This window comes from Symbiobacterium thermophilum IAM 14863 (assembly GCF_000009905.1).
Classification (GTDB): Bacteria; Bacillota; Sulfobacillia; order Symbiobacteriales; family Symbiobacteriaceae; genus Symbiobacterium; species Symbiobacterium thermophilum.
Map to the genome: position 1 here is coordinate 3,474,789 of NC_006177.1, position 25,280 is coordinate 3,500,068.

Sequence of the window (25,280 nt, forward strand, 5' to 3'; positions counted from 1 at the left end):
CCGGCCTGGCTGCCGTCCCGCCGGCCATGGTCACCCCGGCCGGCTTCGGCCCGGCCCTGCTCTTCCCGGTTGCCCCCGGCCTGGCTACGCTCTTGGCGGCTGTCGTCCACCCGCGGCTGCTGCCGCTTCGACCGCCGCCTCGCCCGCCGCCGGCTCTTGCGCTCGCCACCGGCGCTGCCGGCCTCGGCGGTCTCATCCTGGGCGACAGCGTTACCTTCCTGCGTTCCCTCGCCACGGTTACGGCCGCGCTCCCGCCTCGAGGGCCTCTCGTCCTCCCGGGCCCCGGCGATCCGCGCCCGGTCGCCGGCGCCCGGCTGGACCGCCTCGGCCGGCACCGGAGCGGCCGGCTCCGTCAGCCACTCGACCTCAGGCATCTCCTCCGGCTCAGGGTCAGGCAGCGGCGGCGGTACGTACGCAGGAGCAAGGGTTGGGTCCTTCTTGGCCGCCTCGTAGGTTTCCTGCTCGAACCGCAGGCAGCACATCAGCCTCCCGCAGAGCCCGGAGATCTTCGACGGGTTCAGCGAGAGGTTCTGATCCTTGGCCATCCGGATGGAGACCGGCGCGAACTCGCCGAGGAAGCTGGTGCAGCAGAGCACCCGGCCGCAGGGGCCGATGCCCCCCAGCAGTTTGGCTTCGTCGCGCACACCGATCTGCCGCATCTCGATGCGGGTGCGGAATACCGAGGCCAGGTCCCGCACCAGTTCACGGAAGTCAACCCGCCCCTCGGCGGTGAAGTAGAAGATGATCTTCGAGCCATCAAATGTATATTCAACGTCGACCAGGTACATGTCCAGATTGTGGGCCTCGATCTTCTGGAGGGCGATCGCAAAGGCGTCCTTCTCCTTGCGCTTGTTCGCCTCCGCGATCTGCGCATCCCGGTCGTTCCCGATGCGAATCACCTTTTTCAGGGGCTGCACGACCTCGTCCTCCGGCACCATCTTGGGCCCGACGACGACCTCGCCGTACTCCACCCCCCTGACCGTCTCCACAATGACCCGATCTCCCTGGGCGACGGGCAGCTCACCGGGATCGAAGTAGTATACCTTCCCGGCCAGCTTGAAACGCACGCCTACAACACAGACCACCCCGTCACCTCCTCGCTGCCCGCGGCAGCGTCCATCATGCGCTCGTGGGGCCTCTCCGTTATGATCTCCTGGGAATGAATCCTGCTCAGAATGAATCCTGCTCAGAATCGGGCCGCGCCGTGCAGATCCAGCATCAGCACGTCCAGCACGAGCCGCGCGTTGCCGTTTCTGAGAAGGGCGTCCCGCGCACGGGAAAGGCTCTCCAGGGCCGCCACCAGCCCCTCGCCACCGTACCGGCCGGCCAGGGTGCGCACCTCCGGCAGCCGGTCTGCGTTGACAACCAGCCGTTCCGGGGCCTCCCGGGCGACCAGGAGGGCATCCCGCAGCCAGAAGGCAGCCATCTCCAGCCGCTCCTCCAGGTGATCTTTCTCCTTTTCCCACGCCGCCGCCTGCTCCAGCAGGTCGGCGTCGTCCATCTCCCCGAGGCGCAACAGCAGGCTGAGCGCCTCGTCGCGACGCCGGCCGACCTCCGGGTTGGCGGCCATCGCGAGGGCCGCCCCCACCGACCCACCCGAGAGCGAGGCGAACAGGCGGGCCTCGCCGGGGCCGATGCCGGCCTTTTCCTGCAGCACGGCCGCGATCGCCTCCGCGGGCAGGGGCGAGAAGTGGACGATCTGGCACCGGGACACGATGGTCGGCAGTACGCCGGCCGCGTTGGTCGTCAGCAGGACGAAACAGGCGTAAGGCGGGGGCTCCTCCAGGACCTTCAGGAGCCGGTTGCCGGACTCGGCGTTCATGCGCTCGGCCCCGTCGATGATGACGACTTTGTAGCGCCCTTCCGTCGGGCGGGCGTACACCTCGTTCTGCACCTGCCGCATCTGCTCGGTGCGGATCATCCGGCCCTCGGGTTCGACCACCGTCACGTCCGGATGGACCGGTGGCTCCGCCGACAGCTTCAGACATGACCGGCAGGCGCCGCAGGCCTCCCCCGCCCGCGGTTCGAGACAGTTGAGACTGCGGGCCAGCTCAAGGGCGACGAGCCGCTTGCCCACCCCCGCCGGGCCCGCGAACAGGTAGGCGTGAGCCACTCTGCCGCCAGCCACTGCCCGGCGCAGCAGGTCCACGGCCATGCGCTGACCCCGAATCGCAGACCAGGTCACGCCTGTGTCCTCCTAGAACTGCTCGAAGCGCTCCACCTGGAGCACGAAGATGATGGCGCCGCCCACGGTGATCTCCACCGGATACGGAATGTACGAGTCCGCGGGCCCGCCCATGGGCGACAGCGGCGTGACCAGCTGCTCACGCGCACGGCAGGTGCTCTTGATGATGCGCAGGATGTCCTCCACCTTTTCATCGTCCACGCCCATCAGAAGCGTCGTGTTGCCCTCCCGCAGAAAGCCGCCGGTCGAGCTGAGCTTGGTGGCGCGGAAGCCCTCCTGGGTCAGGGCCGACAGCAGCCGGTGCGTATCCTTGTCCTGAACGATCGCGATGATCAGTTTCACCCGGGTTCGCCCCCCTTTCGCTCACGGTCTGGTCCCGGCCCCGCGAAACCGGCGGGGCAGCACCTCCTCCACCAGCCGCCGAATATCCTTCTGTACTTCTTCTACGCTCCTGGACGCATCGACCACCTTCACCCGCCGGGGCTCTGCCCGGGCCAGATCCAGGTAGCCCTCCCGGACCAGCTGGTGGTACTCCCGGGACTGGCGCTCGATCCGGTCGGCCTCCTCCCCGGTCCGCCTGGCCAGGGCCACCTCGGGGGCCAGGTCGAGCACGATGGTGCGATGCGGGCGCAGGGCGCCAGTAGCCATCTCGTTGATCTGCGTCAGGAACTCCACGGGCAGCCCCCCGGCCACCCCCTGGTACACCAGGGACGAGTCGACAAAGCGGTCGCAGATGACCACCTTTCCCTCCTCCAGGGCCGGCCGGATCGTACGGCTCACGTGCTCGGCACGGGCCGCCGCGAACAGGAGGGCCTCCGTGATCACCGACATCCCCCGGTTCGCCGGGTCGAGGAGGACCCTGCGGATCTGCTCCGCGATCGGGGTGCCGCCGGGCTCCCGGGTGAAGACGTACGGCACGCTCTGCTCGTCGAGGTACTGCAACAGGAGCCGGATCTGGGTCGACTTGCCGGAGCCGTCGACCCCCTCGAAGCTGATGAACACCGACACCGCGGTTCACTCCTCCACGACCTGGATGCTTCGCAGCGCGGGGTCTGCCGGGCCCTGAAGGTGCCAGCCGGCATCGGCGGCGCGCCGGAGGTAGTCCAGCACGTCAGCCGTCAGCCGCTCACCCGGGGCCACCACCGGAATGCCCGGCGGGTACGGGGCCACCAGCTCCGCCGCGATGCGCCCCCGGGCCTGGCGAAGCGGAACCGCCTTCTTACGGGCTAAGTATGCCTCCCGCGGCGGCAGAACCACCTCGGGCCAGGGCGGCTCCGGCGGAAGGGCCGGGACATCCCCCTCGGAGGACAGCCGCTCCAGCCCCGCGACCAGGGCGTCGATCTGCTCCCGGGAGTCCCCGGGCGAGAGCACGGCGAGCACGTAGGTCAGCCCGGAGGCCTCGACGGCGACGCCGGCCTCCTCCCAGAGCCGCTCCGCCGCCCGGAAGCCCGAAATGGACCGTCCCCGCACGTCGATGAGCAGCTTGGTCGGGTCGTCGGTGGGGCGCACCCGGAGCCCGGGCAGGGCGTCGATGCGCCGTTTCGCCTCGTGGGCCAGCTCCAGGGCCCGCCCCCAGGCCTCCCGGCCCCCGAGGGCCAGCTCGCGCCGGGCCAGGTCCAGGGAAGCCATGAGCAGGTACGACGGGCTTGTGGACTGCACGAGCCGCAGCATCTCCTGCAGCCGTTCGGGGGCGATGCGGCTGCCGTGCCCCAGGTGGCACAGGGACGACTGGGTCAGGCTGCCCCCGGTCTTGTGCAGCGACTGCACGACGCCGTCCGCGCCCAGTTCCAGGGCCGAGGGCGGCAGCGCGGGGTGGAACGGGAAGTGGGCGCCGTGCGCCTCGTCCACCAGGGCCGGGACGGCCGCGCGGTGGATCAGGTCGATCGCGGCGGCCGTGTCTCCGGCGATGCCGTAATACGTGGGATGGACCAGCACCGCGGCCGCGGCGCCGGAAAGCGCCTCCTCCAGCGACGTGAGGACCGGGCCCGTGGCGATGCCCAGGTCCGGGTCGAAGGCCACCCTCACCCAGTGAGGACGGACCCCGGCCAGAATCAGGGCGCCCAGCACGGAGCGGTGCGCGTTGCGCGGCACCGCGATCGCCTCTCCCGGATGGCAGGCGGCGAGGATGAGGGCGTGCAGGCCGGCGGTGGTACCGCCCACCAGAAAATAACTCCGCCACGCGCCGAACGCCCGGGCCGCCAGCTCCTGGGCCTCGGCGATGACCCCCTCCGGCGCGTGCAGGTCGTCCAGCCCCGGCGCCTCCGTCAGGTCGATCGCCAGTGCATTCGGCCCCAGGAACTCCCGCCACGCCGAGGGCGCGGCGCGTCCCATCTTGTGCCCGGGCACGTGCAGCGGCGCCCGGACCCGCGCAACGTACTCCCTCAGCGCCGAAAACAGCGGCGTCCGGGCCTGCTCCTCCGCCATCGGGCCACCCTCCTCACGGCTGTATTCGACGGTGCGCCGCAGTACACCTCCGTTCACCGTTCCCCCGCCCGCAGGCGCAGCACCCGCCGCACGTCCTCTCCCTCCAGCGTGAGCGCCTCAAACCCGTAGAGCAGCCGCGAGGCGATACGCTCCCCGTAGGTGTCGAACAGCTCGCTGGCGCGCAGGTTGGTCGAAACCACCATGGGCATCTGCCGGTTCAGCCGCAGGTTGATGAGGTTGAACAGCTCCTGGGCCACGAACTCCGTCACCTTCTCGGCGCCCAGGTCGTCCAGGATGACCAGGTCGGCCTCCAGCAGCCACTGGGCGGAGGCCCTGGCGTCCTCCCCGTCTTCAAACTTCTCCGCGCGAATGAGGTCGACGAACTCCGCCAGCGTGAAGTAGAGCACGCTGCGGCGGGCGGCGATGACGTAGTTGCCGATGGCCGAGGCCAGGAAGGTCTTCCCCAGCCCCACGGCCCCCTGCAGGAGCAGAGAGGTCCGGCACCGCCCCTCGGCCACCGCCTCGGCGAAGCGGCGGCAGTAGTCGCGCACCCCCGCCATGTGTTTGCGGCACTCCGCAGGGTACACCGTGAGGTCAAACCGGTCGAAGGTATGCTCCCGGAGCGGACCCGTCAGCCCCGCCACCCGGTAGAGGTCCTCGATCTCCTCCTGGATGAGGCAGCTGCACTTGCGGGGGGGCGCGACCGTCTCGCCGGCCTCGGTGTCCCGGATCCAGCCGGTGTTCTGGCACTTGGGGCAGTCCCAGTGCACCTCCAGCTCCCGGGGATCGATGCCGTGCTGCCGGAGCAGCTCCTCCCGTTCCCGGGACAGCCGGAGCGACCAGTCCCGGAGCTCCTCAAAGGTCATCTTGAAGCGGGTCGGCCGCTTCAGGTAGAGCCGGGCCAGGTCCAGGCCGATCTCCGCCTGCAGCGCCTTGATCTCCGCCAGCCGGGGGATGCGCGCGAAGATGGCCGCCTCCCGCTCGTCCCGCTCCTGCACCAGCTGCCGGATGCGGGCCTCCCGGCGCTTGGCCCGCTCAATCGTCAAATCGCTTAAAGACGACCTCATAGTAGCTATCATCCTTCTTCTCGCGCTTCAAGATCACATTGGACTGCCCGGACCCCCTGCGGCCGGAGCGGGGGGAACGGCCGGAATCCAACCCGGCGGCCGCGGCCTTCCGCTTCTGCTCCACCATGCGGTCCAGATCCGCGCGCGTGCGGATGCCTTCCTGCAGCCAGCGCTCCAGCACCTTGTTGGTGTACTGGAGCGGGTTCTTCGCGCCGGCCGCCTGCTCGCAGGCCTGGAGGATGACCTCGTCGTCGAACCCCCACTCCTCGTACCAGCGCTCGATCATCGCCTGCTCCGCGGCGGTCAGCGACCGCTTGATGCCCAGGGCCTGCGTCGCCCTCCTGTAGCGGGCGGCGGTCTTCTCATGCTCCTTGATGTACGCCTCTGCCTGCTCGGGGGTCTCGAGCCCGGCCTCGGCCCACTCGCGCGCGATCGAGTTCAGGTAACTCATGCGGGTGACGCCCTGCCGGAACCCTTCCTTAATGACGGCCTCCACCATCTCCACGGTGAACCCGTACTCATCGACCCATTCCAGGATGGACCCCACGTCGCGGGTGGACAGTGACCGGCCCAGCATCCGCTCCGCCAGCGCCACCGCCGGGTGGGGCCCCTTGCGGGCCGTCTCCTTCTGATGTTCGTGCCAGTACTCCTCCCACACGGCGAACAGCCGGGCGAAGAGCGGGCCGAACGAGAAGGTGATCTCGTTCTCCGTCACGTGGTCGCAGCGGGTGATCATGTCCTCTTCCATCTGCAGGACCAGCGTGCGGACCTGATCGAAGTCCCGGGGCGTGTTCCGCCGGGTCACCGTGTAGGCGGTGTAGGGGCTTTCTCCCGGCCCCCCCACGCAGGCCAGCACGGTGAAGATCTTGCCGATCCGGTCGTAGTCCAGACCGAGATCCAGGGTGTAGTCGAAGAGCATCCGGGGGATGCTGACGAAGCCCCGCTTCATCATCGCCTCCAAAAAGCCGAACTCACCCGGCCCGTCCGGTCCGAGCGCCATCCGGCATCCCCCCTTCCCCGAAATCGGCCCGGCCGCGCGCCCGAGCAGGGTGCGCGGTCCTCCGGCCTCGCGAGTTTCTCCGTGGCCCGCGCAAACTCCTGCCCTGTGGGCGCGGCGCCGGGCGTGCGAAAGGCCGCCGGATGCAGCCGGCGGCCTTTCGCTGATTGGCTTACAGGTCGGGATGTTCGCTCATCGCCTTGATCCGGCGGAAGCGGCGGTCGACCTCCTGCTTGAACTCCTCCAGCACCTCGGCGAACTCGGGCTTCAGCAGATGGCGGGTCTTGCCCATCATCTTCAGCCACTCTTCCACGGGGATCTTCTTGCCCTTGGCCTCGGGATCGTACGTGAGCCGGGTCTTGCCCCGCTCCACCTCGTAGAGCGGGAAGAAGTTGCAGTCCACCGCGGCCTGCACGATCTTGCTGCCCATCCGGTCCTCCGAGAGCCAGTTGAGCGGGCAGGCGATCAGCAGCTTGCCATACGCCAGGCCGACGTTCTTGGCGTACCACTGCGCCTTGGCGGCCTTCTTCCACAGATCCTGCGGCTGCGACTCCACGGCCGTGAAGACGTACGGGATGTGGCAGGCGGCCATGATCTGCGGCGTGTCCTTGTGGTGGAAGGTCTTGCCGCCGCCCAGGCGGCCGACGTTGGACGTCGCGGTCTTGTGGCCGATGGGGGTGGAGTACGACAGCTGCGAGCCGGTGTTCATATAGCCCTCGTTGTCGTACTCCAGGATGATCATCCGGTGGTTGCGCAGCGCGGCGCCGATCGCCGGGCCCATGCCGATGTCCATGCCGCCGTCGCCGGTGACCATCACGAAGGTGATGTCCTCGCCGGCGTCGATCTCGCCCCGGCGCTTCTTCTCGTAGAACATCTCCACGACACCCGAGAGGGTGGCGGCGCCGTTCTGGAACAGGTTGTGGATATAGGTGACCCGGTGGGCCGAGTAGGGGTAGCCCGTGGTGACCACCATCGCGCACCCGGTCTGGAAGAGCACCACCACGTCACCGGAGAGCGCCCGGAAGAAGTTGTCGAGGGCCGGGAAGATGCCGCAGCCCGGGCAGGCGCCGTGGCCCGGCGTGATGCGCTTGGGCATCCCCATCATCTGGCGGGGAGGCGGCACGGTGACCTTCAGCTCGTCACCCACGACCTCGACCTTCACCGGCGACTGCTGCTCCTCGCGGGTCAGCGGCCGCACCACCTCCAGCGGCTGCGTCTCGGTGGCCGCGGTGGTGCCGTGGTAGTCGAAGGGCACTTCCACCCGGCCGGTGCGGGCCATCTCCAGGGCCAGCTCGTAGAACGCCTCGGCGTCCGCCGGGTAGAAGTCCTTGCCGCCCAGGCCGTAGATGCGGGTGGCCACGAGGGTGCGGTTGTCCGGGTCGTCCTTCAGCGCGGACTTGATCTCGTGGGAGAGGTTGCCGCCGCCCGAGCCGTAGGAGTCGGCCCGCTCCCCGATGACCACCGCGGACACGCCACGCAGGACCTGCCGGATCTCCGCCGCCGGGAAGGGCCGCAGCACGTGCAGGGTCACCACGCCGGCGCGCACGCCCTGCTCCCGCAGCTTGTCGGCCACCTGCTTGCCGGTGTCCGCCGCGGAGCCCAGGAGCACCAGCGCGACGTCGGCGTCCTCCATGCGGTACGCCTCGACCATCTCCAGCCGGCGCCCGGAGATCCGCTCCCACTCGGCGAAGATCTCGGGGATCACCCGGCGGGCGGCCTCCATGGCCAGGTGCAGCTGGTACTTGTTGTTGATCAGGTCAGGATCGTTCATATACGGGCCGAAGGTCTGCGGGTTGCGGGGATCCAGGGCGTGGGGGAAGCCCTCGGGCTGCGGCCCCACGAACTCCTGCAGCACCTTCGGATCCTCGAAATAGGAGACCCGCCGCTTCTGGTGGCTGGTGAAGAAGCCGTCGAAGCCGACGATCACGGGCAGCCGCACGTCGGGGTGCTCGCCGACCCGGACCGCAATGGGATGCAGGTCGTAGACCTCCTGCGGGTTGTTCGCGTACAGGATGATCCAGCCCGTGTTCAGGGCAAAGTAGAGATCGGAGTGGTCGCCGCGGATGTCCAGCGGCCCGGAGACCGACCGGGTGACCAGATCCATCACCATGGGCATGCGGGTGCCCGACTGTACCGGCATCTGCTCCAGGGCGTACAGGTAGCCGTTGGCCGAGGTGGCGTTGAACACCCGGCCGCCGGCCACGGCCGCGCCGTAGCAGATGCCCGCCGCGCCGTGCTCGCCGTCGCCGGCGATCATCACGATGTTGTTCTCGCCCTCCACCCGCATCTCGTCGATGAACTCGGCGATCTCGGTGGACGGCGTGATGGGATAGTAGCCCATCAGGTGGAAGTTGATCTGGCTTGCGGCCAGCGCGGCCATCTCATTGCCCGACTTGAACGTGGTCTTCTGAACCCTCAGGTGCTCCTCTTTCAGTGCCATCGGCCGCTCACCTCCCCACAACCAGCAGATGGTCGTGCCGCACCGTGTGCGCGTCGGCGTACCCGTCCTGCTCCCGCATCTCCCGCAGGGCGTCCACCGGGCAGGCCTCCACGCACTTCAGGCAGCCCTTGCAGTACTGGTAGTTGATGCCCTTCAGCACCATGGCCGGCCGGCCCCGCTTGTCGACCCCCTGCTCCCACACGAAGCAGTAGTCGGGGCAGACCATGTCACACTGGGCGCAGTCAATGCACTTCTCCCGGTCGAACTCCGGCAGGAAGCCCTGGCGCGAGGCGCTCAGGTCCTTCACCGCCATGTTGCCCGGGTTGGGGATGACGCCGCCGATGGGCATGTTCAGATAGCCGTAGGCGGCCGCCGAGCGCCGCGTGCGGGCGCTCCCCTCCTCGGCCGACGGGCCGAAGGACTGGAACTCGATCTCCGCGTAGCCGCGGTCGAAGCAGCGCAGGTTCCCCGGGACGGTGTGCGGGTACTTCTTGGAGAACGTGTCGGTGATCAGCGCCTTGATCGCCTCGGGGTCGAGGAACTCCGCCGCGCGGGCGATGGCCCCGAGCACGGCCATGTTGACCCGGGAACCGGTCTCCACGGCGATGGTCGTGGCGTCGAAGGTGCCGATGGTGACGTCGTCCACGCCCAGCATCTGCCGGATTTCCTCCGGCCGCTTCCGGGTGTTGACGATCACCACGCCGCCCGGGCGCAGGCCGTCCACCACCGGCTGGGTGCGGATGAGGGCCTCGTGGAAGATGCAGACGATGTGCGGCTCCTCGATGGGGGAGCTGACGCGGATCGGCGTGTCCGGCTCCGCAAAGCGGATGAAGGACTTGACCGGCGAGCCCTTCTTCTCGGAGCCATAGGAGGAGAAGTTGGAGCCGTTCAGGCCCTGGTACAACACACCCGCCTCGGCGAGCATCTTGCCGGCGATGTTGGCGCCGTAGCCGCCGATGGACTCCAGGCGGATGTTGAAGCACCCGTGCTCATCCTTGACGGGGAGCCGGATGGTTCCCTGCGTGGGGGTCGCAGCCATAGGAGTCTACCTCCCCTGGACAGTGGTCCTGCCCCGGCACGAAAGGACCATCGTCTGGTGCCGATGTAGGCAGAAGGTACTCCCACTATAGCACGTCAATACTTCCCCTGCCAATAGCCGGTTTTAACCGGCGAAATGCAATTGCGGCCCGGCGAACTGCGTGCCTGTGGTTCGGCCGGACTCCCCGGGGCGCGCGAAGGGCTGTCCCCGCACAAGGGGACAGCCCTCCCTATGACCGGCCGGACGGCGGGTACTACCCTTCCTGCATCGGCGGAGCGGGGTCGCCGACGGAACGAATCAGGTCCACCTCCGTGCCGTCCATGGCGTCCACGAAGACCCGGAAATACTGGTCCTCCACGCGGCCCGGCACCTCCCAGACCAGCCGCTCCTGCCCGCGCCGGTCGGCGATGAGCGCCAGGCGCGGCTCTCCCGTCACCGTCAGCCGGGGCGACGTGCGGGCGGCCGCCTCCGCCGCCGCGATCTGCGGCGCCGGCAGGTCCCGTTCCACGTGGTTCACCCAGTAGGCCCGGGCGTCGTAGCCCACCAGCTCGCCGTTGTCCATGGCCAGCATGACCCGGATCATCTCGGTGTGGACGGCGACGCCGCCGGCGACGGGGGCGAAATCCATCACCAGGGTACCGTCGTTCTCGGCGCTGGAGACCAGGGCCACCTGATCAAAGCCCCATTTGGCCAGCAACTCCTTCGCCTTCGCGATCAGCTCCTCGTGGGACAGCTTTTTCTCGGTGACGGCCCGGCCGTCGATCATGTAGACCACGTGGCCGCCGTGCACCGAAACCCCGAAGTTCATGGGCAGTCCGTTCTGCTTCCGGGCATCAAAGTAGTAGAGGGAAAGCCCCTTCTCGGTGTCCTCCGGGTCGTACACCCCCGTCTGCACCGGCTCGCCGGCCAGCGGCATGTCCACAAAGCGCTTGATCGCCTCCGCGGCGGCCGCGGCGTCCACCCGCGGGCCAGGATCCGTCTGCGGCCGCGGCAGCTGCGCCTTCTCGGGCGCCAGGGCGTTCTCCTCCCCGGGCGGCACGGGCAGGTTCTCCTCCAGGAGCATCACGGACTTGGTGATGGGCGTCGAGGCCTGGCCGCTCTGGGCCGGGCTGGTCGCCTGCACGGTGGGCTGCCAGCGGATCAGGTTGTTCCCCACCAGGCCCAGCAGGTTGGACAGCTCCTGTTCGAAGTAGACCGCCTGGTGGCGCAGCTCCATGAGCTGATTCCAGTCCTCGTCGGTCAGGCCCTGACCCGTGTTCAGCTTGTGGTGCTTCTCGTCGGACTGCGCCCGCAGGGTGTTCAGGAAGTTGGTGATGCGGGGCGTGTTCATGGTCGTGAACGGCAGCGTCGCCATGTGCTCCACGGCCTGCGCGCTGAACACCCGGAGGTCGGCCAGCAGGCTCTCCTGGAGCCTGGGGTCGTTGGTCGCCATCAGCTTGGCCATGCGCTCCTCGATGTTCTCGCTGGTCCACTTCAGCTTGTGGAACGCCGCCATGTACTTGTTTTCCGCTTCCCGCAGGTACTGGTTCTTCAGGCGGGTCTGGTACGCGCCGAACCCCATCGCGCCCACCAAAGCCACCGCCAGCAGCAGGTACGCCCACACCTGGCCTCGCTGCGACCTCACGGCTCCGACCCCCTACTTCGCGAAGATGTGCTTACCGATGGTCCGCACCTGCTCCCGGGACCAGATGAAGGCGTTGCTGGTCTTGGCCGGGGCGAAGAAGTAGAGCGCCCCGTTGGAGGGATCCCAGCCGGCCAGTGCCGCCCGCGCCGCCTTGAAGCACTCCTCGGTGGTCTCCTTGTAGATCTCGCCGTTGGAGACCGATTCGAAGGCGTGGGTCTGGTAGACCACCCCCGCCACCGAGTCGGGGAACCGGTTGTCCAGCGTCCGGTTGAGGATCACCGCCGCCACCGCCACCTTGCCCTCGTACGGCTCGCCGCGGGCCTCGCCGCAGACCACCTGGGCCAGGAGGTGCAGGTTGTCCTTCGCCGCCCGGCTCTCCGCAAACGTCCGGTGGCCGTCGAACGTCGCCTCCGGCCACAGCAGCAGGGCGCCGGCGGCCAGGAGGGCCGCCGTCCACTTCAGCCACCTGTGCACAGCCACTCCTCCCTCGTCTGCCGTCGATCACCCCTAGTCTCCCTGCCAGGCGTGCGCGACATGCAGCGAGTCCGCAGGCTCATTCCGATGCGGTCGTGCTGTAGGCCGCCAGCGAGCCGTCCGCCAGGGTCACGAAGATCCACCCGTCCGCGGGCGCCATGGCCACCGCGGGGGCCGGCAGGGGAACGGACCAGCGCAGCTCCCTTCGGGCTGCGTCCCAGGCGACCAGAGCCGGCTCGGGCGTGACCCAGAGGTGGAGATCCCCGGCCAGCAGGTGCGGCGCCCCGGCCGGCGGCGCCTCGCCGTCGGCCTCCGCCACCGTGCGGCCCGTGAACAGGTCGACCCAGCGTCCTGGGTAGCAGACGGCTTCCCCGCGCACCGCCGGGGTGCCGCCGAGGTCGGTCCGGCGCCAGATGAGCTCCCCGGTCAGCGCGTCAAACGCCTGGCCGCCCAGGGCTACCACCAGTTCCGCAAAGACGGGTGCGCCTGCGGCCGCCTCCGCCCGCCAGAGCGGCTCGCCGGTGAGCGCGTCCAGCGCCCAGAGCGTCCCCGCCTCGGTGGCGGCGAACAACCGGCCGTCGCCCAGGGCCACAGGCTGCGCCACCCCGCCGTCCAGCCGGGCGTTCCAGGCCAGGGCGCCGGTCTTCGCCTCCACCGCCACCACGCCGCCTTCGTGACCGCAGTACACGATGCCGTCCCCGGCCAGGGGGGTGCTCAGGGCGTCTGCCGGCGCCACCTGCCAGATTTCCGCGCCCTTGCGGGCGTCCACCGCTCGCAGGGGGCCGCCGGGAACGCAGTAGTAGGCGAGTCCGTCGTAGACCACCGGGGCGGGCAACGCGGCGGCGCCGAACCCCTCCCCGCTCCCACCGCCGGCCCGCGCCGCCGGGGCGCCGGCCCGCCACCGCACCGCGCCCGTCCGCTGGTCCAGCGCGCGGTAGACGCCGTCGCCCAGGCCCACGTAGACGAGGCCGTACCGGGTCACCGGCGCGGACGGGCAGAAGCCTCTGGATGCCGCTGCACGGCGGGTCCACCGGTGGCTGGGGGGCGAGGCCGGCGCCGCCGGGCTGTCCGATGCGCGGCGGGGGTCCCGCCCCAGCATGGGCCAGTCGGTCCCCGGCTCCGGCGGCTCCGGGATCACCAGCCGCTGACCCGGCTCGACGAACTCCGGGTGAGCCAGCTGGTTGGCCAGCATGATGGCCTTCACCGTGGTCCCGTAGCGGGCCGCCAGGGTCAGGGCCGTCTCGCCCCTGCGCACGCGGTGCACGACGCCCCCCGGTGGCGGCGACGGCCGCTCTCCGGGGCGGGGGATCAGCAGCGCCTGGCCCGGGCTGATGGCGTTGGGATCCTTCAGCCGGTTGGCGGTGACCAGGGCGTGAACGGTGGTCCGGTAACGCCTGGCGATGGCGAACAGCGTCTCCCCTGGCTGCACGAAGTAGAAGACCATACCCCGACCTCCGTCTTTTTCCCCATGCTACGCAGGTCCGGGCCCGGCGGTCTGCACGTGGAGATTTTTCCTGTTCGTCGCGCGAAAACTGTCCACGGCGTCTCCCCAGGTTGGCCACAAGTTATCCACAATGCCGGGGGATAACCCGGCGGTCGGCACGAACAAAGCCGCGCCGCGTGTGCGTTTCGGGGAACGAGAGTTCTCCACAGGCCGCGGAAAACCTGTGTACAACTTTCCCCCTACCGCCCTCCTTGTCGAGCCAGTCAGGACGCGCAAACCGGGGACGACCCGCAGGCCGTCCCCGGCGCTTTATGATCATCTGTCGACATGCGTAAGGTTTAACGGTGAGCGTCCTTCACGACCTTTACCATCCGGATCTCGGGGTCCTCGGTCCCCTGGACCGGCAGCCCCGCCTGGATGCACTCCTCCAGGTAATCCAGGTTCTCCTCCGCCACGATCTCCCCCGGCAGCAGGATGGGGATCCCGGGGGGATACACCATGATCGACTCGGCGATCACCCGGCCCTCCGCCTCGCGGATCGGCACCACCTCGGTCTCCGCGTAGAACGCGGTGCGGGGATGCATGGCGAGGATAGGCGTCACAGGCACCTTGACCTTCACCACGTTGGCCGGGCGCTGCCGGTAGAAGCGGCGGGAGATCTCCCCGAGCGCGGCCACCAGCGCGTCCACGTCCTCCGCCGTGTCGCCCAGCGAGATGATGCACAGGATGTTGTAGAGGTCCGAGAGTTCCACTTCAATGTTAAATTCCTCCCGGAGGATCGCCTCGACCTCCACGCCGGTCACGCCCAGCTCCTTCACGTTGATGCAGAGCTTCGTCGGGTCGAGGTCGAAGCGGGACGACGACTGGCCGACCACGTCGGGCCCGAGGCAGTACAGGCCGGGGATCTCCGCGATCTCCCGGCGGGCGCGCTCGGCGAGGCGGACCGCCCGGTCGATCAGCTCCCGCCCCCGGGTGGCCAGTTGCTTGCGGGCGACGTCCAGCGAGGCCAGCAGCAGGTACGAGGTGGAAGTGGTCGTCAGCATGGACAGAATCGCCTGCACCCGCCCGGGGTTGATGAACCCCTCGCGCACGTTGAGGATGCTGGTCTGCGTCAGCGAACCGCCCAGCTTGTGCACCGAGGTGGCCGCCATGTCCGCGCCGGCCTGCATGGCCGAGAGCGGCAGCTCGTCGTGAAAGCACAGGTGGACGCCGTGGGCCTCGTCCACCAGGACCGGCACCCCGCGGGAGTGGGCCAGCTCGACGATCCCCTTCAGGTCCGCCGCCACGCCGTAATAGGTCGGGTTGATCACCAGCACGCCCTTGGCGTCGGGGTGCTGGTCCAGGGCGTGGCGCACCGCCTCCAGGCTCACCCCATGGGCGATGCCCAGCTCGTAGTCCAGGTCGGGGTTCATGAATATGGGCAGGGCCCCCGACAGCACAATGCCGGTGAGGACCGACTTGTGCACGTTGCGGGGGACCAGAATCTTGTCGCCGGGGCCGCAGACGGTCATGATCATCGCGATGATCGCTCCGCTGGTGCCCTGGACGCTGAAGAAGGAGTGGTCCGCCCCGAAGGCCTCGGCGGCCAGGGCCTGCGCCTCCCGGATGATGCCGTGGGGGTTGTGCAGGTCGTCGAGCGGCGCGATGTTGATCAGGTCAATGGCCAGTGCGCGCTCGCCGATGTACGCGCGGAATTCCGGCGCCATCCCTGTGCCCTTCTTGTGGCCGGGAATGTGAAACTGGATCGGATTGCGCTCGGCGTGCCGCACCAGCCCGGTGAACAGCGGAGTCTCGTGCTGATTCACGGTCCTCACCTCCTGCAGGGGCGCGTTCGATTGCATCTTAACGCAGTATAACAGAACTCCGCCGTCTGTAAACAACCGCGCGGTTCCCAGTGTGGCAGGTGGGAGGTGGCGCGTTGGGGGAAGTCAGCGTCGTCCTGGTCCGCTCGGCGATCACGTTCTTCAACCTTCTGATCCTGTGCCGCCTGCTCGGCAAGACCCAGGTAAGCCAGCTGACCTTCTTCGAGTACGTCAGCGGCATCACCCTGGGGTCCCTGGCCGCCGAGCTGTCCACCAACCTGTCCCTCCGGCCGTGGCCGGTCTTCGTCGGACTGTTCGCCTGGGGAGGCTTCACCCTGCTGACCCAGCTGGTGGCCCTGAAGAGCCGCTGGATGGCCAAGATGCTGGACGGCGAGCCCGTCATCCTGGTCTACCGGGGCCAGATCCTGGAGGAGAACCTGCGCCGGCTGCGGATGCGGGAGAGCGAGCTGGCCGAGCTGCTGCGGAGCCAGTCGGTCTTTCACTTCGACGAGGTGGAGCTGGCGGTTCTGGAGCCGCGCGGCACTCTCTCCGTGCTCCGCACGGCGGATACCCAACCCGTCACGCCGGCCGACCTGGGGATCCCGGCCTCGTCCCGGGGGCTGGGCATCGAGCTGGTGGTGGACGGCGAGGTCATGGACCAGAACCTCCGGCGGCTGGGCGTCAACCGGACGTGGCTGATGGCGAAGCTGAAGGAGCAGGGCATCAGGAGCCCCGCGGAGGCCTTCCTGGCGGTGGTGGACGCCGACGGCAAGCTGTATGTGGACCGTTACACTGACAGGGTTCCCAAGTCTCACGACCTCAGCGACTACCCCGGTCCCAACTGAGGGGAGACAGGAGGCGATGGTGTGAGGAGCCGCCTGCTTCGGCTGATCTACTACGGACTGCCTGCGCTGGTCGTGGCCGTCTCGGTGTTGGCGCTGAACTCGGGGATCCTCCTGAAGCGCCCGTCGGGGGAGCACGACGACGTCGCCGGGCACCTGCGCCTGCTCCTCCACCATGCGGATACGCAGCGCTGGGAGGAGGCGCGGGACGCCGCCCGGAAGGCCGGCGAGGCCTGGCTGCGCATGCGGGGACGGATCCACCTCACCTCGGCGCGGGACGAGGTGGAGACGTTCGACCTGGAGCTGGCGGGCCTCCGGGGGGCGCTGGAGACCGGCGATCCGGTACAGGCACGCATCGCCGTGCACCGGCTGCTGGCGCTCTGGGAGGACCTCGGCTCCTGAGCAGCCCCGGTGGGGCGCACCTGGCAGATGCCGGGTGCGCCCTTTCCTATTGACCCCAGTCCGGGCGGGCGGTAGAATGAGTGAGTGCTCACTCCGAGCGATGCGCATGTCGTCCCGATTGACCCGATGGTGAGAGGGTGATGGCCGGTCATGCAGATTCCACGTTCGCTGGTACTCAAGCTCGCCGCGCTCGCGCTCCTGGTCGCCGCGGGGACCGCGTCCGTCGCGGCCCCGGCTGCGGCTGCGCCCGCGGAAACCGGCGCGTCGGCGCCGGGGGCCCCGGCGACCGCGTCCGCCGCCGATCCGGCTTCGACCCGAGTCCTGCCGCTGCGCGAGGCGCTTTCCCTGGCCGAGCGGTACAACCCCGGGTTGCGGCTCGCGGCGCTCCAGATGGAGGTGGCCCGGACGGCCCGCCAGGCCGCGCCGGCCGGCGCGCCCGCCCTGGCCCCGCTGGCCGCAGCTTACCTGCAGGCGCAGTACGGGCTGACAATCCCGACCGAGGCGATCACGAGCCAGGCCGTGGGCCAGCAGGCCACCTACGCCTACGAGCAGGCCGTCGCCCAGTACCAGACCGCGCGACAGCAAGTCCGGGCCGGGGCGCTGCAGGCCTACGTGGAATGGCAGAAGGCCGTGGCCACGGTGGAGGCACAGCGGGCCGCGCTGGCGCGCACGCAGACCCAGCTCGCCAACGTGGAGGCCGCCGTGGCGGTGGGCTCCGCGGCGCCCTACGACCTGCTGCAGGTGCAGACCGCCCTGGCGGGGCAGGAGGCGGCCTTGGCCGGGGCGGAGGCCATGGAGCAGGGGGCCCGCAGCGCGCTGGGCCAGGTGATCGGCGTGCCCCTGGCGCCGGACGTGCAGCCCGAACCGCTCGCCCTCAGTGCCACCGAGGTGGCGCTGCCCGACGACCTGGATGCGCTGATCGACCGGGCGATCCGCCGGCGGCCCGACCTGCGGGAGGCAGCCGTGCAGCTGGCCGGCCGCCGGCAGCAATCCGGCCTGGCCACGGACGGCGGCGCAGCCGCCGAGGTGCAGGCCGCGTCCACCTATGGCATGGCGCTCGCCCAGGCACGGGCCGAGATCACCCGGGCCTGGCTCGCCGCCCGGGGCTCCCTGGAGGAGCTGAAGGCCCGCGAGAAGGCCGTGGAGATGGCCCGGGAAGCCCTGCGGCTCGCGGAGCTGCGCTACGACGCCGGCATCGCGACCTGGGTCGAGGTGCAGAGCGCCTCGGCAGCCGCCCTTGAGGCGGAAGCCGGGCGTATCCAGGCCGCCGCGAACCTGCTGGTGCGGATGATGGAGCTCAGCCATGCCGTCGGCGACGGGTAAGGGGGAAGCAGCCATGGAATCGACCCGTTCCCGCATTCTGGACGCCGCACTGGAGTTGATCAGCGAGCGGGGCTACAACGGCGCCACCACCGCCGAGATCGCCCGTCGGGCCGGCGTTGCGGAAGGCACGATCTACCGGTACTTCAAGGACAAGAAGGAGCTGTTCGTCGCCTGCGTGGAGCCGGTGGTGCACGAGGCCCTGCGCCGGGAGCGGCGCCTCCCCCGCAGCGGCGACCTGCGCGAGCTCATCCGGATCCGCATCCGGGAGCTGGTGCAGATTATCCGGGAGAACCGGGCGGTCTTCAACGTGCTCTTCACCGAGGGCCGCTTCCACCCGGAGATCGCCGACATCATGCTCCAGCACGTGGTCTCCGCCTTCACCGCGCAGGACCGGGAGGCCTTCGCCAAGGCGCTGGGTGAGAAGCCGATCAACCCGCAGTTGCCCATCATCCTGACGGTGGGGCTCGCGGCGGCCATCTGGGCCATCCTCCAGGTCGGCCCCGGCGTCCCCGCCCCCTTCGCCGGCCTGTTGCCGCCCGACTGGTACGACCGGCTGGATGACGACATCGCCGACTTCTTCACCAACGCCATCTTTGCCTCAGCAACGGTATAACGGTACAGAGGTGTGACCTATGCGTAGGTTTATGGCTATTGTACTGAGCCTGGCGCTGCTGGGCCTCACCGCCCCAGCGGCGTCTGCGGCCGACGTCTCGTTCCTGGCGCCTGTTTCTGCGCCGCCGCTGCGGGTGACGGTCATCAGCACGGACGGCACCCCGCTGCCGGAGGCCGAGGTGCAGTTGCTCACCCCCGGCCTGCCCGGCATCGTGTCCACCCGCACGGACGGACGCGGCCAGGCGACGCTCAACCTGCCCGCCGGCAGCAGCTTCTGGATCCGGGTCTGGGCTGAGGGGCACGCCCTGGTGGAGCGGGCGTACGTGCCGTCCGCCGACGGCGCCGCCCTCACCCTGACCGCCGAGCCGTACGGCGCCTTCATCACCGGCGTGGTGCGCGACGCACGCGGCCTGCCCGTGGCCAGGGCCACCGTCGAGCTGTTCCGCTCCGGCTACGGCCTGGAGGCCACCGCCCGCACCAACGACCTGGGCGTGTACGCCCTTTCCTCGGTCCGGGCGGACGGCCAGTACACCCTCCAGGTCCGCGCGAATGGGTTCCGGCCCTACTCCCAGGAGATCGGCAGCCTGGACCCCACCCGCCGCAATCAGGTGGATCTGACCCTGCCGTTCGCCACGGGCCGCGTGACCGGCGAGGTGGTCGCGGGGACCCGGGGCACGCCGGTCTCGGACGCCTCGGTGCAGCTGCTGCTGGACGGCTGGGGCCCGGTGACCACCGTGCGCACCGACCGGACGGGATACTTCAGCCTCGCGGCCCCGCCCGTGGAAGGCGGCACCTACCGGCTGCGGATCTCCCGCTACGACCACGAGACCATCACCACCGCCCCCTTCACCCTCCAGGAGGGAAGCTGGGTCGACTTCAGCGGCGAGGACCGGCTGGCGCTGAACAGACTGTACGCGGACATCGCCGGCAAGGTCTTCGACAACAACGCCGAGCCGCTGAAGAACGTCGAGGTCCACCTGCAGCGCGCCGGCGTGGGCACGGTGCAGGTGACCCGCACCGATGAGGAAGGCCGCTTCACCTTCCGCGAGGTCGTCGGCGGCACCTACCGGGTGCGCGCCTTCCCCGGCGGCACCCTGATGAACAGTGACACCGGCTGGATGACCGTTGCCGGCGGCGACCGGGTCTCCGCCAACATCGTGGCCCAGGCGCCGAATGCATACAGCTACGGCAGCGCCGTCCTCTCCGGCACCGTGAAGAACCACCTGGACGAGCCGGTTGCCGGGGCGGAGGTCAAGGTCCGCCGGGGTTCCCAGAGCTGGAGCGCCAGGACCGACGCGGACGGGCGGTATGTCGTCACCCTGCCGGCCAACATCCCCACCCGGCCCGGCGATGAGCCCGGCACGGGCTACCACGTCAGCGTCAAGGTGGACGGCTACCTCTACACGGATCAGCCCTACGTGGAGGACGGAGCCCCGCCCGCGCTGGTGGATGTACAGCGGGGCAACAACACCGCGGACTTCGTGCTCCAGCCCGAACGGGCCTCCGTGGTCGGCCGGGTGGTCAACGACCTGGGCGAGCCGCTGGCCCGCGTGAAGGTCGCGCTGCGCGAGGAAGGCCGCACCCGCGTCGCCGAGACCGTGACCGACGAGTCGGGCCGGTACGAGTTCAAAGACCTGCCGGTGGCCAAGCAGACCCGCTACCTGCCGGTGATCACCGATCCGGCGTACCTGGAGGCTTCCGTCGCACCCGACGGCAGCCAGCGGGAGCCCGCCGCCCTCGACCCGGCCTCGCCGGCCAACGTCGTGCTGGTGGCCCGGCCCAGCGAGACGCTCTTCCTGGGGCTCGTGCAGGCCGGGGATGACCGGCCCGCCGCGGGCGCGGCGGTCACGGTCATCCGCACCAGCGACGGGGAGACCTTCTCCGGCGAGGTCGCGGAGGACGGCAGCTACGCGATCCGGGTGCCGGCGGTGCCGGGCGAGGCCTACCTGGTCCGCGCGGCCGGCGACGGCTCGGCTCTGTCGACCGCCCCAGGGGTGCTGACCCCCGGCACCGACTTCGGCGTCCAGGCCAACCTGACCACCCACGTGGCCGCGTCCATCGCCGGACGGGTCGTGAGCGCCGACGGCACGCCGCTCAGCGGCATCCGGGTGGTGCTCTACGCCGAAGGCAGCCCCGTTGCGGACCTGGTGGCCTTCACCGACAACGACGGCGTCTACCGCTTCAACAACCTGGTGCCCGGTCGGCGGTACCTGCCGGTGGCGGTGGACGGTGCCGGCAACCGCAGCAGCACCGCGCCGGGCGAGGTCGTCATCACCCCCCTGGTCGGGCTGCCTTCGGGCGAGACCGTGTGGGCCGACATCTGGCTGGATGCAATTCCGGCCGCACCCTGATCCCGTGGAGGTGCGCGTGAGATGAAGCGATTCTTCCCCGCGGCGTGGCTCGCGCTCGGCGCCCTGATCCTGTCGGGCTGCGGCCTGGCCTCCGGCCGGGGCGGCGAGCCCACCGTGGAGGCCGTGGCGGTCGCAGTCGCGGAGGCCCGTACCGGCACGCTCACCGCCACCAGCCGGGCCTCCGGCCAGCTCAGCCCCATTCGCAACATCACCATCACCGCCAAGGTCCCCGGCAAGGTGGTGGCGGTACACAAGCAGATGGGCGACACCGTACAGGAGGGCGACCTGCTGGTGGAACTGGACGACAAGGACCTGGCCAGCCAGCTGGCTGCCGCCCAGGCGCAGTACACCCAGGCGCAGGCCCAGCGGGCCGAGGCGGCCCGGCAGGCCTCCCGGCTGGAGGCGCTGCTGGAGCAGGGGGCCGTGTCGCAGCAGCAGGCCGAGCAGATCCGCACCCAGCTGACCCTGGCCAACGCCCAGGTGGAGGCGGCGCGGGCGCAGCTGGAGCTGGCCACCTCCAGCTATGAAGGGGCCCGCATCACCGCCCCGGCCGACGGCGTGCTGGCCGCCCGCTACGTGGAGCCGGGCGGCATGGTCGGGGCGGGCTCCCCGCTTTTCCAGCTGGTGGACCTGTCGACGGTGGTCGTGGAGGCGGGGGTCGCCGAGGCGGCGATCAATGCCGTCCGCCCGGGGGTGGCGGTCACCGTCTCCGTCCCGGCCCTGAACCGGACCTTCACCGGCGAGGTGGAGTCCGTCAGCCCGCAGATGGACCTGCAGACCCGCTCCTACCGGGTGCGGGTGACCCTGCCCAACCCCGACGGGGTGCTGAAGGGCGGCATGTTCGCCGAGGTCATCATCCCGCTCGCGGAGCAGACGGGCGTGCTGGTGCCGGTCAATGCGCTGGTGGAAACCGGCAGTGAGCCCCACGTCTACGTGGTGAAGGACGGCGTGGCCCACCGGACACCGGTCACCGTCGTGAGCCGCTCCGACGAGCAGGTGCTGGTGGAGGGCATCGCCGAGGGCGACCAGCTGGTCGTGGCCGGGCAGAACCGGCTGTACGACGGCGCCCCCGTGCGGCTGGGAGGGGGCTCTGACCAGTGAGGCCGCTCATCCGGTTCTCCATCCACCACCCGGTCCCCACGATCGTTCTCTACCTGATCACCGCCGTGATCGGCCTCGTCTCCCTCTCCCGGCTCCCCCTGGACCTCTACCCCGCCATGGAGTTCCCCCTGGCCGTGGTCGCGACGACCTACGAGGGCGCGGGTCCCGAAGAGGTTGAGGCGCACGTCTCCCGGCCCATCGAGGAAGTCGTGGGCACTGTGCCCGGCGTCACGAAGGTCCGCTCGTCCAGCTCGGAGGGCACGTCGCTGGTCATCGTGGAGTTCGACTATGGTACCGACATGGACCAGGCCGGCCTCTCCATCCGGGAGAAGGTCGATCAGGTGAAGGGGTACCTCCCCGCAGGTGTGGGCTCGCCGATGGTCTTCAAGATCGACCCCACGGCCCTGCCGGTGGTGACCGTCGGCGTCACCGGGTCGGACGACCTGGCGGAGCTGAAGGCCCTGGCGGAGGACATCATCAAGCCGCGGCTGGAGCGGCTGGACGGCGTGGCGTCGGTCGACGTCAACGGCGGCCTGGAACGGGAGATTCAGGTGGTCGTCGACCCGGCCCGCCTGCAGGCCTTCGGCCTCTCCATGTCCAGCGTGGCGCAGGTGCTGGGCTACGAAAACCTGAACCTCCCCGGCGGCCAGGTGGGCGAGGGCAGCGTCAACCTGCTGGTGCGCACCGTGGGCCAGTACCAGTCCCTGGATGAGATTCGCGATATCCGTCTGGGAACGGTGCGGCTGGGCGACATCGCCGAGGTGCGCGACACCTTTGCCGATCCGGAGACAAAGGTGTGGCTGGACGGCCGGGCGGCTGTCTCCCTGGACGTGCAGAAACAGAGCGGCGGCAACGCCGTGGCCGTCGCCAACGCCGTCAAGGCGGAGCTGAAGAAGATCGAGGCTGAGCTGCCCGGCCAGGTGCAGACCCGGATCCTCTCCGACACCTCCCGCATGGTCGTGACCTCGCTGGAGTCCGTCGCCACCAACGGCCTGCAGGGCGCCGTCCTGGCCATCCTGGTGCTGCTGTTCTTCCTCCGCAATCTGCCCGCGACCTTCGCCATCGCGGTCAGCATCCCCGTCGCCGTGATCTCGACCTTCGGTCCGGTCTACTTCGCCGGGATCACGCTGAACATCATCTCGCTGGGCGGACTCTCCCTGGGCGTCGGCATGATGGTCGACAACTCCATCGTGGTGCTGGAGAACATCTTCCGCCACAAGGAGATGGGGAAGGACATCGTCCAGGCGGCGGAGGACGGCACCGCCGAGGTAAGCCTGGCCATCACGGCCTCCACCCTGACCTCGGTGGCGGTGTTCCTGCCCGTCGTCTGGGTGACGGGTCTCGCCCAGCTCTTCTTCCGGGAGCTGGCCCTCACGATCTCCTTCTCGCTGCTGATGTCCCTGCTCACCGCCGTCACCCTGGTGCCGATGATGGCTCCCCGGCTCCTGAAGGACCGGCCGGCGAGGCGGCAGATCCCGTGGGCGGTGCGACTCTCCGATCGGATCGGGCAGTGGCTCGAGCGACTGGAGGCCACCTACGGCCGGCTGCTGGACTGGGCCCTGGGCCACCGCTGGCACGTGGTCGGTATCGGCGCCTCCTTCCTGGTCCTGATCGCGCTGGTCCTGGGACAGATGGGGCTGGAGTTCATCCCGAGCAGCGACACCAGCCAGTTCCGCGTCAGCATCGAGCTGGCGCCGGGCACCCGTCTGGACGAAACCCAGGCTGCCGTTGAGGAAGCCGTGGCGCAAATCCAGGACATCCCCGAGCTGCAGAGCCTTTACGTGGCCGTCGGCACCACGGGCGGGGCCTACAGCACGGGCGGGGAGTCGAACCAGGCCTTCATCGTCGGCACCCTGTCCCGGCCGGGCCAGCGGCGCCGCAGCCTCGACGAGATCATGGAGGACGTGAGAGGCCGGATCGTGCTGCCCGGAGCCAAGGTGACGGTGGCAACCACCGGCACCATCGAGACCGGCGGCAATGACATCGAGGTACAGATCAAGGGCGACGACATGGAGGTGCTGGAGGACCTGTCGAAGCAGGTGCTCGCCATCATCGCCCAGGTGCCCGGAGCCCGAGGGCTGGACACCTCGATCAGCGAGGGGCGGCCCGAAGTCCAGATCCGGGTCGACCGGGCCCGGGCCGCGCGCTACGGCCTCACCGCCAGCCAGGTGGCCGCCGCCGTGCAGTCGGCGGTGCGCGGCCAGGTGGTCACCCAGTACCGCGTCGGCGGCGAGGAGTACGACATCCGGCTGATGGCCACCGAGGCGGCCCGCTCGGACGTCAACGCGCTCCGGCAGCTGCCCATCGCCACCCCGCTGGGGCAGACCGTGCCTCTGGGCGAGCTGGCCGAGCTCACCCGGGGCGTCGGCCCCGCGACCATCGACCGCGAGGACCAGATGCGGGTCGTCAAGATCATCGGCCAGATCTACGGGCGCGACCTGGGCAGCGTGATCAACGACATCAAGGCCCGACTGGCCGACTTCCCGCTGCCGCCCGGGTACGAAATCGCCTACGGCGGCGACTACGAGCTGATGGAGGAGGCCATGACCGGCCTGGTGCAGACCCTGATCTTTTCGGTCGCGCTGGTCTACCTGGTGATGGCCGCCCAGTTCGAGTCGTTCCTCCACCCCTTCGTCATCCTGTTCTCCATCCCGCTGGCCCTGGTCGGCGCGGTGCTGGGGCTGGTGCTCACCGGCCGGAGCATGGACATGTCCGCGATGATCGGGCTCATCCTGCTGGCCGGCGTCGTGGTAAACAATGCGATCGTGCTGGTGGACTACATCAACCAGCTGCGCCGGCAGGGCATGGACCGGGACGAGGCCGTACGCCTCACCGGCCCGCGCCGGCTGCGGCCGGTGCTCATGACCACGCTGACCACAGTGCTGGGCCTCCTGCCCCTGGCCCTGGGGCTCTCCGAGGGCGCCGAACTGGAGGCGCCCCTGGCCACCGTCGTCATCGGCGGCCTGACGCTCTCCACCCTGCTGACACTGGTGGTCATCCCCGTGGTCTACACGCTGTTCGACGACCTGGTGGTGCGGGTACAGCGCCGGGCCTCGGCCCGGATACGGGCTGCGGCGATGTAGCCGCCCCGCAGCGCCCGTTGCGCAGACGAGGGCCACCCCCCGGACGGAGCCGGGGGGTGTCCCTTGCCGC

The 25,280-nt window shown here is 69.7% G+C and carries 19 protein-coding genes and 1 pseudogene; 7 read left to right on the forward strand and 13 right to left on the reverse strand.

Features of this window, described 5'->3' with window-relative positions:
• Positions 1-401 precede the first annotated feature (401 nt).
• The 13 genes and pseudogenes from STH_RS19570 to STH_RS16280 form a co-directional block, all read right to left on the reverse strand.
• A pseudogene (locus tag STH_RS19570) lies at positions 402-1,085 on the reverse strand (PSP1 domain-containing protein); the annotation flags it as partial.
• 101 nt (positions 1,086-1,186) lie between these two features.
• Positions 1,187-2,185 (reverse strand): DNA polymerase III subunit delta', encoded by a 999-nt coding sequence (gene holB / locus STH_RS16225; protein WP_011197369.1) that lies wholly within the window; start codon positions 2,183-2,185, stop codon positions 1,187-1,189.
• 12 nt (positions 2,186-2,197) lie between these two features.
• Positions 2,198-2,527 carry a cyclic-di-AMP receptor gene (locus STH_RS16230; RefSeq protein WP_011197370.1) on the reverse strand — a complete coding sequence of 110 codons (330 nt, stop codon included), beginning with the start codon at positions 2,525-2,527 and terminating at the stop codon, positions 2,198-2,200.
• Positions 2,528-2,548: 21 nt separating this feature from the next.
• Positions 2,549-3,193: a dTMP kinase gene (tmk, locus tag STH_RS16235; RefSeq protein WP_011197371.1), complete on the reverse strand. Its 645-nt coding sequence runs from the start codon at positions 3,191-3,193 to the stop codon at positions 2,549-2,551.
• 6 nt (positions 3,194-3,199) lie between these two features.
• Entirely contained in the window at positions 3,200-4,609 is a 1,410-nt protein-coding gene (locus tag STH_RS16240; RefSeq protein WP_011197372.1) for an aminotransferase class I/II-fold pyridoxal phosphate-dependent enzyme, read from the reverse strand.
• Positions 4,610-4,662: 53 nt separating this feature from the next.
• On the reverse strand, positions 4,663-5,676 hold the full coding sequence (locus STH_RS16245) for an ATP-binding protein (RefSeq protein ID WP_207635389.1): 1,014 nt from the start codon (positions 5,674-5,676) through the stop codon (positions 4,663-4,665).
• Positions 5,645-6,676: a DnaD domain-containing protein gene (locus STH_RS16250; RefSeq protein WP_011197374.1), complete on the reverse strand. Its 1,032-nt coding sequence runs from the start codon at positions 6,674-6,676 to the stop codon at positions 5,645-5,647. Before STH_RS16250 ends, STH_RS16245 begins: the two co-directional genes overlap by 32 nt.
• Positions 6,677-6,845: 169 nt before the next feature.
• Entirely contained in the window at positions 6,846-9,113 is a 2,268-nt protein-coding gene (locus tag STH_RS16255) for a thiamine pyrophosphate-dependent enzyme (RefSeq protein ID WP_011197375.1), read from the reverse strand.
• Positions 9,114-9,120: 7 nt separating this feature from the next.
• Positions 9,121-10,152 carry a 2-oxoacid:acceptor oxidoreductase family protein gene (locus STH_RS16260; protein WP_011197376.1) on the reverse strand — a complete coding sequence of 344 codons (1,032 nt, stop codon included), beginning with the start codon at positions 10,150-10,152 and terminating at the stop codon, positions 9,121-9,123.
• Between the two features lie 253 nt (positions 10,153-10,405).
• On the reverse strand, positions 10,406-11,776 hold the full coding sequence (locus STH_RS16265; RefSeq protein ID WP_043714405.1) for a germination protein YpeB: 1,371 nt from the start codon (positions 11,774-11,776) through the stop codon (positions 10,406-10,408).
• Positions 11,777-11,788: 12 nt separating this feature from the next.
• On the reverse strand, positions 11,789-12,250 hold the full coding sequence (locus STH_RS16270) for a cell wall hydrolase (protein ID WP_242654555.1): 462 nt from the start codon (positions 12,248-12,250) through the stop codon (positions 11,789-11,791).
• A gap of 79 nt (positions 12,251-12,329) precedes the next feature.
• Complete coding sequence (locus STH_RS17620; protein ID WP_011197379.1) at positions 12,330-13,694, reverse strand: PQQ-binding-like beta-propeller repeat protein; 1,365 nt, start codon at positions 13,692-13,694, stop codon at positions 12,330-12,332.
• 338 nt (positions 13,695-14,032) lie between these two features.
• Entirely contained in the window at positions 14,033-15,508 is a 1,476-nt protein-coding gene (locus STH_RS16280) for an aminotransferase class I/II-fold pyridoxal phosphate-dependent enzyme (RefSeq protein WP_148205616.1), read from the reverse strand.
• Between the two features lie 104 nt (positions 15,509-15,612).
• On the opposite strand from STH_RS16280, the gene STH_RS16285 reads away from it, so the two are divergent.
• The 7 genes from STH_RS16285 to STH_RS16315 all read left to right on the forward strand — a co-directional run bounded on the left by STH_RS16285 (position 15,613) and on the right by STH_RS16315 (position 25,210).
• Positions 15,613-16,341: a YetF domain-containing protein gene (locus STH_RS16285; protein WP_011197382.1), complete on the forward strand. Its 729-nt coding sequence runs from the start codon at positions 15,613-15,615 to the stop codon at positions 16,339-16,341.
• 21 nt (positions 16,342-16,362) lie between these two features.
• Positions 16,363-16,740: a DUF4363 family protein gene (locus STH_RS16290; RefSeq protein WP_011197383.1), complete on the forward strand. Its 378-nt coding sequence runs from the start codon at positions 16,363-16,365 to the stop codon at positions 16,738-16,740.
• A gap of 150 nt (positions 16,741-16,890) precedes the next feature.
• Positions 16,891-18,063 (forward strand): TolC family protein, encoded by a 1,173-nt coding sequence (locus STH_RS16295; RefSeq protein WP_011197384.1) that lies wholly within the window; start codon positions 16,891-16,893, stop codon positions 18,061-18,063.
• 13 nt (positions 18,064-18,076) lie between these two features.
• The gene (locus tag STH_RS17625; RefSeq protein WP_050742332.1) at positions 18,077-18,676 is read left to right on the forward strand and encodes a TetR/AcrR family transcriptional regulator; all 600 of its coding nucleotides are present in this window, start codon (positions 18,077-18,079) and stop codon (positions 18,674-18,676) included.
• A gap of 19 nt (positions 18,677-18,695) precedes the next feature.
• Entirely contained in the window at positions 18,696-21,026 is a 2,331-nt protein-coding gene (locus tag STH_RS16305) for a carboxypeptidase-like regulatory domain-containing protein (RefSeq protein ID WP_011197386.1), read from the forward strand.
• 21 nt (positions 21,027-21,047) lie between these two features.
• Positions 21,048-22,127, forward strand: a complete 1,080-nt coding sequence (locus STH_RS16310) for an efflux RND transporter periplasmic adaptor subunit (protein WP_011197387.1) — start codon at positions 21,048-21,050, stop codon at positions 22,125-22,127.
• Positions 22,124-25,210: an efflux RND transporter permease subunit gene (locus STH_RS16315; RefSeq protein WP_011197388.1), complete on the forward strand. Its 3,087-nt coding sequence runs from the start codon at positions 22,124-22,126 to the stop codon at positions 25,208-25,210. The genes STH_RS16310 and STH_RS16315 overlap by 4 nt, the downstream gene beginning before the upstream one ends.
• The last annotated feature ends 70 nt before the right edge of the window (positions 25,211-25,280 follow it).